At 71.2% G+C, this 13,055-nt stretch carries 12 protein-coding genes; 7 read left to right on the top strand and 5 right to left on the bottom strand.

All coding sequences use genetic code 11. The features are described 5' to 3' along the window. Positions 1-15 precede the first annotated feature (15 nt). Together ACZ7HQ_RS06405 and ACZ7HQ_RS06410 are read left to right on the top strand one after the other, a co-directional pair. Positions 16-567 carry a DUF485 domain-containing protein gene (locus ACZ7HQ_RS06405; RefSeq protein WP_470985489.1) on the top strand — a complete coding sequence of 184 codons (552 nt, stop codon included), beginning with the start codon at positions 16-18 and terminating at the stop codon, positions 565-567. Next, positions 564-2,156, top strand: a complete 1,593-nt coding sequence (locus ACZ7HQ_RS06410) for a solute symporter family protein (RefSeq protein ID WP_470985491.1) — start codon at positions 564-566, stop codon at positions 2,154-2,156. The genes ACZ7HQ_RS06405 and ACZ7HQ_RS06410 overlap by 4 nt, the downstream gene beginning before the upstream one ends. A gap of 32 nt (positions 2,157-2,188) precedes the next feature. On the opposite strand, the gene ACZ7HQ_RS06415 is transcribed toward ACZ7HQ_RS06410, so the two are convergent. Continuing rightward, positions 2,189-2,881, bottom strand: coding sequence for a response regulator (locus ACZ7HQ_RS06415; protein ID WP_470985493.1), 693 nt, complete (start codon positions 2,879-2,881; stop codon positions 2,189-2,191). Between the two features lie 158 nt (positions 2,882-3,039). On the opposite strand from ACZ7HQ_RS06415, the gene ACZ7HQ_RS06420 reads away from it, so the two are divergent. The 3 genes from ACZ7HQ_RS06420 to ACZ7HQ_RS06430 all read left to right on the top strand — a co-directional run bounded on the left by ACZ7HQ_RS06420 (position 3,040) and on the right by ACZ7HQ_RS06430 (position 5,852). Beyond that, on the top strand, positions 3,040-3,855 hold the full coding sequence (locus ACZ7HQ_RS06420) for an ABC transporter ATP-binding protein (RefSeq protein WP_470985496.1): 816 nt from the start codon (positions 3,040-3,042) through the stop codon (positions 3,853-3,855). Continuing rightward, a complete protein-coding gene (locus tag ACZ7HQ_RS06425) occupies positions 3,845-4,705 on the top strand; it encodes an ABC transporter permease (protein ID WP_470985497.1) in 861 nt (286 codons plus the stop codon). The genes ACZ7HQ_RS06420 and ACZ7HQ_RS06425 overlap by 11 nt, the downstream gene beginning before the upstream one ends. Before the next feature lie 88 nt (positions 4,706-4,793). Then, on the top strand, positions 4,794-5,852 hold the full coding sequence (locus ACZ7HQ_RS06430; RefSeq protein ID WP_470985499.1) for an ABC transporter substrate-binding protein: 1,059 nt from the start codon (positions 4,794-4,796) through the stop codon (positions 5,850-5,852). A gap of 10 nt (positions 5,853-5,862) precedes the next feature. Here the strand turns inward: ACZ7HQ_RS06430 and ACZ7HQ_RS06435 are convergent, their stop codons facing one another. The 4 genes from ACZ7HQ_RS06435 to ACZ7HQ_RS06450 form a co-directional block, all read right to left on the bottom strand. Beyond that, positions 5,863-6,543, bottom strand: coding sequence for a response regulator (locus ACZ7HQ_RS06435; RefSeq protein WP_470985502.1), 681 nt, complete (start codon positions 6,541-6,543; stop codon positions 5,863-5,865). After that, on the bottom strand, positions 6,540-8,237 hold the full coding sequence (locus tag ACZ7HQ_RS06440; RefSeq protein ID WP_470985505.1) for an ATP-binding protein: 1,698 nt from the start codon (positions 8,235-8,237) through the stop codon (positions 6,540-6,542). The genes ACZ7HQ_RS06435 and ACZ7HQ_RS06440 overlap by 4 nt, the downstream gene beginning before the upstream one ends. An 85-nt stretch (positions 8,238-8,322) precedes the next feature. Continuing rightward, complete coding sequence (locus ACZ7HQ_RS06445; protein ID WP_470985508.1) at positions 8,323-9,264, bottom strand: sucrase ferredoxin; 942 nt, start codon at positions 9,262-9,264, stop codon at positions 8,323-8,325. 54 nt (positions 9,265-9,318) lie between these two features. Next, positions 9,319-10,575 (bottom strand): citrate/2-methylcitrate synthase, encoded by a 1,257-nt coding sequence (locus ACZ7HQ_RS06450; protein WP_470985510.1) that lies wholly within the window; start codon positions 10,573-10,575, stop codon positions 9,319-9,321. A gap of 114 nt (positions 10,576-10,689) precedes the next feature. On the opposite strand from ACZ7HQ_RS06450, the gene ACZ7HQ_RS06455 reads away from it, so the two are divergent. Both ACZ7HQ_RS06455 and ACZ7HQ_RS06460 read left to right on the top strand, forming a co-directional pair. Then, complete coding sequence (locus ACZ7HQ_RS06455) at positions 10,690-11,856, top strand: citrate synthase (protein WP_470985513.1); 1,167 nt, start codon at positions 10,690-10,692, stop codon at positions 11,854-11,856. A 117-nt stretch (positions 11,857-11,973) separates the two neighbouring features. After that, complete coding sequence (locus ACZ7HQ_RS06460) at positions 11,974-13,041, top strand: CobW family GTP-binding protein (RefSeq protein ID WP_470985516.1); 1,068 nt, start codon at positions 11,974-11,976, stop codon at positions 13,039-13,041. The last annotated feature ends 14 nt before the right edge of the window (positions 13,042-13,055 follow it).

The following is a 13,055-nucleotide window of genomic DNA, read 5'->3' on the forward strand; positions in this document are numbered from 1 at the left end:
TGTCCATCCTTGGGCATGCAGTCAAGCAATGATCGTGCCCGGGGAGCCGGGGACGATCCCGAGAGTTCGGCCGGGGGCCAGGAAGACCACGGTGTGCCGCCCTCCCGCGAGGTGAGGTACGAGGACCCCTGGTACGACGCGTCGGCCTCCGGCTGGGGCGAGCTGTACGGCACCGGTGGGCCGGCGCCTGCCGTGCCGCCCGCTCGCGGGGAGCGGAGCGGAGCGGCTGTCCGTGCCCGCGACGTGTACGTCGAGGTGCAGCGCAGCGCCGCCTTTCGGGAGGTGCGCACCAGGTACCGGCGGTTCGTCGTGCCCGGCGTCGCCGTCTTCTTCCTCTGGTACGTGGGCTATCTGGTGACCGCCACGACCGCTCCAGGACTCATGGCGCGGCCCGTGGCAGGAGCGGTGAACGTGGGCATGCTGGCCGGGCTCGGACAGTTCCTGACCACGTTCCTGCTCGCCTGGGCCTACGCCCGGCATGCGCGGCTGCGCCGGGACCGGGCGGCGCTGGAGCTGCGCTGGGACACCCAGGAACTGACCCGCGGAGCACGGGGAGGCGCCTCGTGACCGGTCACCATCAGACCTTGGCGCTGCTGCTGTTCAGCGCCTTTGTGGCCGTCACCCTCGGGATCACGACATGGGTGAGCCGTCGGCGGCACGGTTCGGCGGAGGAGTTCTACGCGGGAGGGCGACTGTTCTCTCCCATGGAGAATGGTTTTGCCATCGCGGGTGACTACATGTCGGCCGCCTCGTTCCTCGGGGTCACCGGGCTGATCGCGCTGTACGGGTACGACGGGATGCTGTATGTCGTGGGCTTCCTGGTGGCCTGGCTGGTCGTGCTGTTCCTGGTGGCCGAACTGGTGCGCAACTGCGGGCGGTTCACGCTGGCCGACGTGGTGGCCGCGCGGATGAGTGAGCGTCCGGTGCGGATCGCGGCGGGAACTTCCTCGGTGACGGTGTCCGTTCTGTATCTGGTGGCCCAGATGGTCGGGGCGGGCAGCCTGGTGGCGCTGCTGCTCGGGCGGACGAGCGGGGCAGCCCAGGCCTGGGCGGTCATCGGGGTCGGTGCGCTCATGGTGATCTATGTGTCGTTGGGAGGGATGCGGGCGACCACCTGGATCCAGATCGTGAAGGCGGTCCTGCTGCTGAGCGGCACGATCGCGCTGACCGCGCTCCTCCTGCTGCGTTTCCATGGCGACCTCGACCGGCTGCTGGTCACGGCCGCGGAGCGCAGCGGTCACGGAAGCGCGTTCCTGGCGCCGGGCCTCAAGTACGGCGGCACCTGGACCGCCCGTCTCGACTTCATCAGCCTGGGACTCGCCCTGCTGCTGGGCACGGCGGGTCTGCCGCACATCCTGTCCCGCTTCTACACCGTGCCCACAGCGCGGGCCGCCCGCCGTTCGGCGGTCTGGGCCATCGGCCTGATCGGCGGCTTCTACCTGATGACGATCGTGCTCGGCTTCGGGGCGGCCGCTGTCGTCGGGACGGAGGCGGTGCGCGGTTCGAACGCGGCGGGGAACACGGCGGTGCCCCTGCTCGCTCTCGAACTGGGCGGCGGCGCGGGTTCCACCGGCGGAACGGTTCTCTTCGCGGTTGTCGCCGCCGTCGCGTTCGCCACGATCCTCGCCGTGGTCGCCGGTATCACGCTCGCCTCGTCGGCCTCGGTGGCGCACGATCTGTACGCGTCACTGCGGCGGTCGCGCGGCAGGGGGCGCAGTGAGGTGACGGTGGCACGGGGGGCGGCGGTCGGCATCGGCGTCGTGGCGATCGCGCTCGGTCTGCTGGCCCGTGACCTCAACGTCGCCTTCCTCGTGGGGCTCGCCTTCGCCGTCGCCGCGTCGGCGAACCTTCCGGTGCTGCTGTACTCGCTGTTCTGGCGCGGCTTCACCACCCGTGGCGCGGTGTGGGCCGTCTACGGCGGCCTGATCCCGGCGCTGGGACTCGTACTGCTCTCGCCGGTGGTCTCGGGCAGCCCGTCGTCGCTCTTCCCGGACGTCGACTTCCAGTACTTCCCGCTGCAGAACCCGGGCATCGTCTCCATCCCGCTCGGATTCCTCGCCGGCTGGCTCGGGACGGTCACCTCGGACGAGGTGGCGGACGAGGCCGAGTACGCCGAGACGGAGGTGCGGTCGCTGACCGGCGCCGGAGCCGTGTAGCCGGCACCCGGTCCGCACGGGCGACACGGTTCCTACGGCGCCACCCAGGCGTACCGGTGCTCGGGACGGCCGGTGTCGCCGTACTTGAGGGAGAGGCGGAGGCGGCCGGCCTGTTCCAGGTGGCGCAGATAGCGCTGGGCGGTGGAGCGGCTCAGGCCGGTCCTGGCGGCCACCTCGTGGGCGGACAGCGGCTGGCCGGCGCGGTGCAGGACGCCGCAGATCAGATCGGTCGTCGGCTCGGAGTGGCCGCTCGGCAGGCCGGGCGCGGACGGTGCGGGAGCCGCCCGCAGGGCTCCGAAGATCCGGTCGACCTGCTCCTGGCCGGTCAGTCCCCGGCCGCCGACGCGGTCCACCGTGCGACGCAGAGCCGCGTAGGAGTCCAGGCGGGTGCGCAGGGCGGCGAAGGTGAAGGGCTTGACCAGGTAGTGCAGGGCGCCCAGGCGCATGGCCTGCTGGACGGTCGTCACATCACTGGCGGCGGTGATCATGATGACGTCCGTGCCATGACCCTGCTCCCGCATGCGGTGCACCAGGTCGAGGCCGGTCTCGTCCGGCAGATAGTGGTCGAGCAGGACCAGGTCGACACCGCCGCGTTCGACGGCGGCCAGGGCCTGGGCGGCGCTGTGCGCGCGGGCGGCCACCCGGAAACCGGGAACCTTTCCCACGTACTTGGCGTTTATCTCAGCGACGCGGAAGTCGTCGTCCACGACCAGGACGTCAATCATCAGGCCTCTCCTTCAAGGCCGACGGGCGTTACGCCCGTGTTTCGGCTCCGCAGTTGTAGCGCGAGCAAAATGAGCACAACAGGTGCTTGCGAGCAAAAGAACGGCTTGTGCTCACAAGACTCCTGCCGTGGCCGGGACCACACCTACCGTCCCGGGCCATGAGCGCACACACCAGCCCCGCCATCGAGCTGCGGGGCGCGAGCAAGACCTTCAGAACCCCGTCCGGGGGACTGCACACGGCCGTGCGCGGTCTGGACCTCACCGTCGAGCGCGGCGAGTTCGTGGCCGTCGTAGGCCCGACCGGCTGCGGCAAGTCCACCACGCTGACCCTGGTCAGCGGCCTGGAGGAGCCCACCGAGGGCGAGGTGCTGGTGGCCGGGGAGCCGGTCGACGGCGTCGGCGACAAGGTCGGCTTCGTCTTCCAGCAGGACGCCACGTTCCCCTGGCGCACGGTCCTGTCCAACGTCATGGCCGGCCCCCGCTTCCGCGGCGTACCGAAGGCCGAGGCCAAGGAGAAGGCCCGGGAGTGGCTGGCCCGCGTCGGACTCGCCGCCTTCGAGGACCGCTACCCGCACCAGCTGTCCGGCGGTCAGCGCAAGCGTGTCGCCCTCGCCGCCACCTTCGTCAACGACCCCGAGATCCTGCTGATGGACGAGCCGTTCTCGGCGCTGGACGTGCAGACCCGGGCCCTGATGTCGGACGAACTGCTGGAGCTGTGGTCGGGGACGGGCGCCTCCGTCGTCTTCGTCACCCACGACCTGGAGGAGTCCATCGCGCTCGCCGACAAGGTCGTCGTGATGACCGCGGGGCCCGCGACCGTGAAGCAGGTCTTCGACATCGACCTGCCCCGGCCGCGCAAGGTCGAGTCGGTGCGCCTGGAGCCGCGGTTCATCGAGATCTACCGCGAGATCTGGGAGTCCCTCGGTGAAGAGGTCCGCATCACGCGCGAAAGAGGTGCCGCTCATGTCGCCTGAGGTTCTCAGCACTCCGGTCGTCGACACGGCCAAGGCCCCCGACCGCGCGCAGACCCGCGCCCAGGCCGCCCGCCGCCGCAAGGCTCTCGTCGCAGCCGCGCGCGTGCTGCTGCTGGTGGCCGTCCTCGGGCTCTGGGAGGGACTGTCCCGGGCCAAGATCATCGACTCGTTCAACTTCTCCATGCCGTCGAAGATCTGGGACCAGATCTGGACCTGGGTGATGCACGGGACGGCTCAGGGCTCGCTGGGCGAGCAGATCTGGGCCACGCTTCAGGAAGCGCTGCTCGGCTGGATCATCGGTGTCGTCGCCGGTGTGCTCTTCGGCATCGCTCTGGGGCGGATCGCCTTCCTCGCCGACGTCCTCGGTCCGTACGTCAAGGTGCTCAACTCCATCCCGAGGATCGTGCTGGCCCCGATCTTCCTGATCTGGTTCGGCCTGGGCCCCGCCTCCAAGGTCGCGTCGGCCGTGGTGCTGGTGTTCTTCCCGGTGTTCTTCAACGCCTTCCAGGGCGCCCGCGAAGTCGACCGCAACCTGGTCGCCAACGCCCGGATCCTCGGCGCGAGCAATCGCAGGGTGACGCTCCAGGTGGTCATCCCGTCGGCGACCTCCTGGATCTTCACCAGCCTCCACGTCAGCTTCGGCTTCGCCCTCATCGGTGCCATCGTCGGCGAGTACATCGGCGCCACCAAGGGCATCGGCCTGCTCGTCGCCGCGTCCCAGGGGACCTTCAACGCCGCCGGCGTCTACGCCGCGATGGTCATCCTCGCCGTCGTCGCCCTCGCCGCCGAGGGCCTGCTGACCTTCGCCGAGCGCCGCATCTTCCGGTGGAAGCCGGCGCACTCCGACTGAGCCCGGCCCATCGGGCGCCGCCCCGAGGCCCAGCGCTCCTGGACTTTCACCCACCCCGTACCGCCCTCTCACAAGGACGTGAACCGCCATGCGCAAGACCGCCAGATACGTCGCCCTCGCCGCCTCCGGCCTGCTGGCCCTCTCCTCCCTCACCGCCTGCGCCAACGACGCGGCGAGCAGCACGTCTGCCGACGCCGGCAGCAAGGGCGACGGCAAGGGGACGAAGGTCAAGATCATGGTCGGCGGCCTGGACAAGGTCATCTATCTGCCGGCGATGCTGACCCAGCGGCTCGGCTACTTCGGCTCCGAGGGCCTCGACGTGGAACTCCTCAGTGAGCCCGCCGGTGTCCAGGCCGAGACAGCGCTCGTCTCCGGCCAGGTCCAGGGCGCCGTCGGCTTCTACGACCACACTCTCGACCTGCAGACCAAGGGCAAGTCGGTGGAGTCCGTCGTGCAGTTCTCGCACGCGCCCGGTGAGGTGGAGGTCGTCTCCACCAAGCAGGCGAAGGACGTCACCTCGGCGAAGGACTTCAAGGGCAAGAAGCTCGGCATCACCGGCCTCGGCTCGTCGACCGACTTCCTCACCAAGTACCTGGCGGTCAAGAACGGCCTGAAGGTCAGTGATTTCACCCCCGTCGCCGTCGGGGCGGGCCCGACCTTCATCTCCGCGCTGCAGCAGGGCTCGATCGACGCCGGTATGACGACGGATCCGACCGTCGCCACGATCCTGGACAAGAAGGCCGGGAAGGTCCTCCTCGACATGCGCACCCCCGAGGGTTCGCAGAAGGCGCTGGGCGGGCCGTACCCGTCGTCAAGTCTGTACATGCAGACGGACTGGGTGAACGGACACAAGGACACCGTCCAGAAGTTGGTCAACGCATTCGTCAAGACGCTCAAGTGGATGTCCACCCACAGCGCCGACGAGATCGCCGCGAAGATGCCCGCCGACTACTCCCAGGGCAACAAGGAGCTCTACGCGCAGGCCATCAAGAGCAGCCTGCCGATGTTCACCGACGACGGGGTGATGCCCCAGAACGGTCCCGAGACCGTCGAGAAGGTCCTCAAGGCGTTCAACTCCGACATCAAGAACGCCAAGGTCGACTTGAGCAAGACCTACACGACCGAGTTCGTCAACGCTGCCAAGTAGAAGAGTCCGCTCAGCCGCGGGCCGCCCACACGTAACGGTGTTCCGGGCGGCCCGCGTCGCCGTACCTGAGGGTCAGCCGTGCCCGTCCGGTGCGTTCCAGGACCTTCAGATACCGCTGGGCCGTCTGCCGGCTCACCCCCGTCCGCTCGGCGATCTCCTGGGCGGACAGCGGTCCTTCGGCGTTCATCAGTGCCTGGCGCACCAGCTCGGCCGTCGTGGGCGAGTGCCCCTTGGGCAGCTGGGGCTCGGACGGCGCGGACAGGGCGCCGAAGATGCGGTCCACCTGCGCCTGTTCGGCCTCGCCGCCGCCGTCCAGGGTGCGCCGCAGCTGGGCGTACGCCTCCAGCTTGGCTCGCAGGCCCGCGAAGGCGAACGGTTTCACCAGGTACTGCAGCGCTCCCTGCCGCATCGCTGCCTGGACGGTCGACACGTCCCGCGCCGCCGTCACCATGATCACATCGGTCTGGTGGCCGCGCCGGCGCATCTCCCCCACGACCGAGAGACCGGTGTCGTCGGGCAGGTAGTGGTCCATGAGGACCAGGTCCAGCCGGGGAAGCGTCTCGACCTGACACAGCGCCTCCGCCGCGCTATGCGCCTCGCCGGCGACGTGGAACCCGGGCACCTTCTCCACGTACGCGGCGTTGACCCGGGCGACGTGGGTGTCGTCGTCCACGACCAGGACCTCGATCATCTCGCCTCCTCATCGGCGACAGCGGCGACAGTGTGGGAGGCGGCGGCCTCGGCGGTTCCCTCGGATCCCGCGGATTCCACCCCCGGCTCGGTCAGCGCCTCCGGCAGCACCACGGTGAACTGCGCCCCGCCACCGTCCGCGGCGCCCACCGTCGCGCTCCCGCCCTGCCGTTCGGCGAGCCGGCGCACCAGCGAGAGCCCGATGCCCCGTTTGCCGTGCGCGGGCGGCTTCTTGGTCGACCAGCCCTCCGTGAAGATCAACTCCCGCTGGTCGGCGGGGATCCCGGGGCCCGTGTCGCGCACCCTGAGGACGACCGTACGGCCCTCGGTGCGCAACTCGACCTCCACGCGCGCGTGCAGAGTGCCGGCGACCGCGTCGAGGGCGTTGTCCACCAGGTTGCCCACCACCGTCACCACACCCCGCGGATCGATCAGCCGGTCCGGCAGTCGGGTGCGCTCGGACACCCACAGCGCCACCCCGCGCTCGGCCGCGACGGTCGCCTTGCCCACGAGCAGGGCGGCGAGCAGGGGATCCTGGATCTTCTCGGTGACCTGCTCGGCCGTGGCCCGGTGGTCGCCGACCACCTCGCCGACGAACTCCACGGCGTCGTCGTACATCTCCAGTTCCAGCAGTCCGAGCAGGGTGTGCATGCGGTTGGCGTGCTCGTGGTCCTGGGCGCGCAGGGCGTCGATCAGCCCGCGCGTGGAGTCGAGTTCGCGCCCCAGCCGCTCCAGTTCGGTGCGGTCGCGCAGGGTGGCCACGGCGCCGCCGTCGTCGGTGGGCATGCGGTTGGCGACCAGCACCCGCTGGCCCCGCACGGTGAGCAGGTCGGTGCCGGTGACCCGGCCGGCCAGGACGTCCGTCGTACGGCCCGCGCCGAGCGCCTCGTCGGGGGTCTGCCCGACGGCCTCGTCACCGATGCCCAGCAGCCGCCGCGCCTCGTCGTTGAACAGCCGGACACGGCCACCACGGTCGAGGGCGACCACGCCCTCGCGGATGCCGTGCAGCATCGCCTCGCGCTCCGCCAGCAGCGCGGAGATGTCGGAGAAGGCCAGGTCCCGGGTCTGCCGCTGGACCCGGCGGGAGATCAGCCAGGCCGCCAGGGCACCCACCGCGAGCGCCCCGCCGGCGTAGGCCAACAGCCCCGGGATCGCACTGAGCAGCCGCGCCCGCACGCTGTCGTAGGCGATGCCCACCGAGACCGCCCCGACGATCCGGTGGCGGGCGTCGTACAGCGGTACCTTTCCCCGGGCCGAGCGGCCCAGGGTGCCCTTGTCGATCTCCATGACCTCCTTGCCCTCGAGGGCGTCCTTGGGACTGGTGGAGACCTCATGGCCGATGTTCGCGACGGTGGGGTGCGACCAGCGCACCTTGTGGGTGTCCAGCACCACGATGTACTCGGCCTGCGTGGCCTTACGGATCCTTTCGGCCTCCCTCTGCACCGGGCCGTTCGCGGTCGGCGGGGTGGTGAGCACGCCCTCGGCGATCTGCGGATCCTGTGCCGTGGTCTGCGCGATCGCCAGCGCCCGGCGCTCCGCCTCCTGGTCCAGCTGCTTGCTCAGCGGCGCCAGGAACAGTCCGGTCGCGAGCACGGCGACCCCCGCGGCGATCGCCACCTGCATCAGCAACACCTGTGAGAACACCCGGCGTGGCATACCGAGGCGCAGACGGCGTGCGGGGGGAGTGGGGCTCATACCCATGACCGTACGTGGGAGCGCCCGACGCGCCCCAGGCGGTGTGGTGGGGATCTCTTGACCGCTTCTTGAACGAGGCGGCCGCTCAGCTCGCCAGCGCCGTCGGCCGCAGCTCGCGCAGGCCCACCACGTCCATCCGCGCGGGCGTCCCCAGGACCGCCGCGCCACAGCTCTCCGGACGGGGCGGCAGCGACGCGCCCAGCGCCACGGTCACCCGCCAGCGGCGGCCGTCGGCGTGCGCGACGGTGACCTCCCGGCGCGGAGCCTGACCGTCGGTCCGTACGACGCTCAGCACCCCCGCCCGGTACTCGCCCACGGCCGACCGGACGGCCAGCTCGGCCGCCTGACCGGGCCGTTCCCAGGCCGAGCAGCCGCGGCACCCCTCGACCACCACGCGCCCTTCCTGGACGCCGTGCAGCGCCTCCTTGATGGTGTGCGCCCCGGCGCGGCCGTAGGCGTAGCCGTACGGCAGGACGAGCACCGTCGGTGCGAAGCGATGTCCACCCAGATGGGTGACCTCCCAGACGCCGCGCACTCCCGATGAGGCCAGCTCGGCGGCCAGCGGGCGGCCCAGGAGAGCGCAGCAGCGGTCGCGTTTGCCGTTGGTGCACACGAGCGCGAGCGGATCGCCGCGGTGCGGCCGCCCGCCGAGCGCGGTGCCGAAGGAACGGGGGTCACCCGCTCCGAGGGCGGCGAAGTCGAGGCCGAGCAGCCGCCGCGGATCGCGGGTCCTGGCGCTGTGCAGCCACACACGGCCCGGCACGGTGTGGGCGGCGTACAGCTGCCGGACGGCGGGCCTGCCGGGGTCGGCGTGGCGCCCGGGGCGCCGGATGAGCGCGACGCGTACGCCCGTTCCCTCGGCGGCCGCCTCCAGCGCCCGGCCCAGTGCGGGGTCCAGGTGGCTCGAAGTGAGCGCCTTGGCACCCCACGGCCCGGGCTGTTCCAGCAGGAGCCACGTCGTCGCCGTGGCCGCCGTACCGGAAACGGGCTCGTCGAGGCTCCGGGAGACGGTCGCACACCTACTCACAGAGGTGAGCCTAACCTGACTCTCCCCGGGGCGACTTCCGGCCGCCGTTGTGTCCTACTCCGGGAGGGGCTGCGGAGGCCGGAGGCCGACGTAGTGGCCGACGGGGCGCATGCGCAGGGGGCGCTCGCCGTACTCCTCCAGGGCGTGCGCGATCCAGCCCGCCGTCCGCGCGACGGCGAAGATCGTCTCGCCTGCCGCGGCGGACATGCCGCTGGACGCGGTGAACACCGCCAGGGCCAGGTCGACGTTGGCGTGCAGCGGGGTGTGCCGCGCGGTCGTGGCGACGACGTCGCGGGCGGCGAGCAGTGCGGACTCCGCGCGCGGGACCTGCTCCAGGAGGCCGAACAGCACGCGCGCGCGAGGATCCTCGCCGCTGTACAGCCGGTGGCCGAGCCCGGGGACGCGGCGGCCCGCGCGCAGTTCGTCGGCGATCACCGGGACCGCCGTGCCCTGGTCGAGCACGTCGAGCAGCATGCGGTGGGCCATGCCGCTCGCGGCGCCGTGCAGCGGGCCCTCCAGGACGCCGAGCCCCGCCGAGACGGCCGCGTAGGCGTGTGCGCGGGCCGAGGCGGCGACCCGGACCGCGAGGGTGGACGCGGCCAGGTCGTGGTCGGCGAGCAGGGCGAGGGCGGTGTCCAGGACGCGAAGCGACGCCTCGTCCGCGGGGAGGCCGGTCAGCCGGGCCCACAGCCGGTGGGCGAGGGGGCCGCCGTCCGTGTGGGGGTGCCGGACCGGCGGCAGCGCGTCGACGAGCGTCGGGATGAGGATCCGCGCGGTGTTCAGCACGGCGTCCTCCGACAGGTCGAAGCGCAGCGGATCCTCGGCCGCCGCGGCGATCGCCGCCACGCGCAGCCGGTCGGTGGGGGAGGCGTGCTCGCTCAGCGCGTTCACCGCGCGCCGTGCGACCTCGACGGTGGGGCCGGGCGCGGACAAGGTGATGCCCGGGGTCAGCCGGCCCGTCCACAGCCATTCCGCGACCTCTTCGTAGGAGTGGCGGGTGGCCAGTTCCACGGCATCCACGCCCCGGAAGAAGTACCGGTCCTGTTCGATCAGCGTGATGCGGGTCCGGACGGAGAGGTCTCCGCCCGAGACCGGGTTCGCGGCCGCCTCGCGCCGGTGGCGCCGGGCCAGGGCCTCGACCTCCTTCGCCTCGAAGGTGCTGGCGCGGCTGCCGGGCTCGCGTCGGCTGCTGAGCAGCCCCCGGCTCACGTACGCGTACACCGTCTCGGGTTTCACGCCGAGCAGTTCGGCGGTCTCCTTCGTGGTCAGCCTTCGCCCGGGACGGCCGGGAGCGGGTTCGTGATCGCGCATGGGGGTCACCGTAGCCGCCTCTGCACAACTTGATCGGCTTACATTGATCTAATCAATATTGACAGGAACTCAGTCAAGCATGGACAGTCGGATCAAGTCCAGGGGAGGAGAACCATGGCCATCAACAGGATCGCAACCCCGCTCATCGACGCACCGCGCGGACTCGCCGGCGTCGTCGTCACCGAGACCGAGATCGGTGACGTCCGGGGGCGGGAGGGCTTCTACCACTACCGCCAGTACTCGGCCGTCGAACTCGCGCAGAGCCGGGGCTTCGAGGACGTCTGGCATCTCCTGGTGTACGGCACGCTCCCGGACGCGGAGCGCCGCGCCGCCTTCACCGCCGAGACCGCGGCACTGCGGCGGCTGCCCGAGGAGGTCGCTGCGGCACTGCCCGCGATCGCCGCGGCGAGCCGCGTCCCCGGCCCGCTGGCCGGGCTGCGCACGGCCCTGTCGCTGCTGGGTTCCGCACAGGGGCTGCGACCTGTGTACGACATCGACGCGGACCGGCGCCGCGCCGACACCGTGGCGGTCTGCGCGGCCGTTCCCACGCTGCTCACCGCGCTGTACCGGCTCGGACAGGGACTCGTCCCGGTCGAGCCGCGCGAGGACCTCCCGTACGCCGCCAACTACCTGTACATGCTGCACGGCGAGGAGCCGGAGCCGCGGCGGGCGCGGGCCGTCGAGCAATACTTGATCTCAACCATTGATCATGGATTCAATGCGTCAACCTTCACGGCTCGCGTCATCGCCTCCACCGGCGCCGACGTGGCGGCCTGTCTGACCGGGGCCGTGGGCGCCCTGTCGGGGCCGTTGCACGGCGGTGCGCCGAGCCGGGCCCTGGACACCCTGGACGCCATCGGCACCCCGGACCGGATCGACCCCTGGATCCGGGAGCGGGTGCTCGCCGGCGACCGGATCATGGGCTTCGGACACGCCGTCTACCGCACGGAGGACCCCCGTTCACGGATGCTGCGGGAGATCGCCCTCGGTTTCGGCGGCCCGCGGGTGGACTTCGCGGTGGAGGTCGAGCGCCGGGTCGAGGCGATCCTCGCGGAGCTGAAGCCCGGCCGTGAACTCCACACCAACGTGGAGTTCTACGCCGGCGTGGTCATGGAACTCTGCGGTCTGCCCCGCGAGATGTTCACCCCGACCTTCGCCGCGGCACGGGTGGTGGGCTGGGGCGCCAACCTCCTGGAACAGGCGGCCGACTCGAAGATCATCCGGCCGGTGGCGCGGTACGTGGGGCCGCAGCCGCCGGTCGCGGTACCGGCGGCCCGCTGACCGCGGCGGGCCCTCAGCAGCGCCCGTCGACCGCGTCGGCCCGTCAGCAGCGCCCTCTTATGCTGGTCCGGCAGCCGGCCACACGGTCCACCCGGTCCACAGGAGAGAGGTCACCCGTTGGGGAACAGCAGCGGTCCGCAGATCCCGGTCGTCGTGCTCGCCGGATTTCTGGGCTCCGGGAAGACCACGCTCCTCAACCACCTCCTGCACCGCGCCGGAGGCAGCCGTATCGGGGCGATCGTCAATGACTTCGGGGCCATCGAGATCGACGCGATGGCCGTCGCGGGCGCCCTCGGCGACTCGACCGTCTCGCTCGGCAACGGCTGCCTGTGCTGTGCCGTCGACGCCGGCGAACTCGACCTGTACCTGGACCGGCTCGCCGACCCGGGCACCGGCATCGACGTGATCGTCATCGAGGCCAGCGGGCTCGCCGAACCCCAGGAACTGGTGCGGATGGTGCTGGCCAGCGAGCACCCCAGGGTCGTCTACGGCGGTCTTGTCGAGGTCGTGGACGCCGCCGAGTTCGACGACACCCGTGCCAGGCACCCCGAGATCGACCGGCACCTGGGCCTCGCCGACCTGGTCGTCGTCAACAAGCTCGACCGGGCCGCGGACGCTGAACGGGTGCTCGCTCTGGTGCGGTCGCTCACGGACCGTGCCGCCGTGGTCCCCGCCACCTACGGCCGAATCGACCCGGAGTTCCTCTTCGACTGCAGGCCGAGCGAGGAGCGGATCGGGCAGCTGTCCTTCGACGACCTGCACCAGCACGCCGAGGACGACGACGCGCACGCCGGTCATCTGCACACCGGCTACGACAGCCTGTCCTACACCTCCGAGACGCCCCTGGAACCCCGCCGGCTCATGCGGTTCCTGGACAGTCGCCCCGAGGGGCTGTACCGGATCAAGGGACACGTCGACTTCGGAGCGTACGACGCCCTCAACCGGTACGCCGTGCACGCCGTCGGCCGGTTCCTGCGCTTCTACCCCGAGCCCCGGCCCGCCGCCGAGGCCCGGCTGACCCAGCTCGTGCTCATCGGCTCCGGCATCGACACCGAAGCCCTCGAGAAGGAGCTCCAGGGGTGCGTGAACGACGCCCCACACGCCGACGAGCACGGCATGTGGGGCGTCCTGCGCTATGTCCAGGGCTCCGAGGAGGAACCCGGCGCGGAGACCGGCGAGTCCTAGGGCCAAGGGCCTGT

The organism is Streptomyces sp. NPDC037290 (assembly GCF_055603245.1).

What these genes read in the sequence shown, in the direction of transcription:
- ACZ7HQ_RS06440 (WP_470985505.1), bottom strand. Translation starts at nt 8,237, where the DNA reads ATGAGCCCCACTCCCCCCGCACGCCGTCTGCGCCTCGGTATGCCACGC.
- ACZ7HQ_RS06450 (WP_470985510.1), bottom strand. Translation starts at nt 10,575, where the DNA reads ATGCGCGATCACGAACCCGCTCCCGGCCGTCCCGGGCGAAGGCTGACC.
- ACZ7HQ_RS06425 (WP_470985497.1), top strand. Translation starts at nt 3,845, where the DNA reads ATGTCGCCTGAGGTTCTCAGCACTCCGGTCGTCGACACGGCCAAGGCC.
- ACZ7HQ_RS06420 (WP_470985496.1), top strand. Translation starts at nt 3,040, where the DNA reads ATGAGCGCACACACCAGCCCCGCCATCGAGCTGCGGGGCGCGAGCAAG.
- ACZ7HQ_RS06415 (WP_470985493.1), bottom strand. Translation starts at nt 2,881, where the DNA reads ATGATTGACGTCCTGGTCGTGGACGACGACTTCCGCGTCGCTGAGATA.
- ACZ7HQ_RS06455 (WP_470985513.1), top strand. Translation starts at nt 10,690, where the DNA reads ATGGCCATCAACAGGATCGCAACCCCGCTCATCGACGCACCGCGCGGA.
- ACZ7HQ_RS06405 (WP_470985489.1), top strand. Translation starts at nt 16, where the DNA reads ATGCAGTCAAGCAATGATCGTGCCCGGGGAGCCGGGGACGATCCCGAG.
- ACZ7HQ_RS06430 (WP_470985499.1), top strand. Translation starts at nt 4,794, where the DNA reads ATGCGCAAGACCGCCAGATACGTCGCCCTCGCCGCCTCCGGCCTGCTG.
- ACZ7HQ_RS06435 (WP_470985502.1), bottom strand. Translation starts at nt 6,543, where the DNA reads ATGATCGAGGTCCTGGTCGTGGACGACGACACCCACGTCGCCCGGGTC.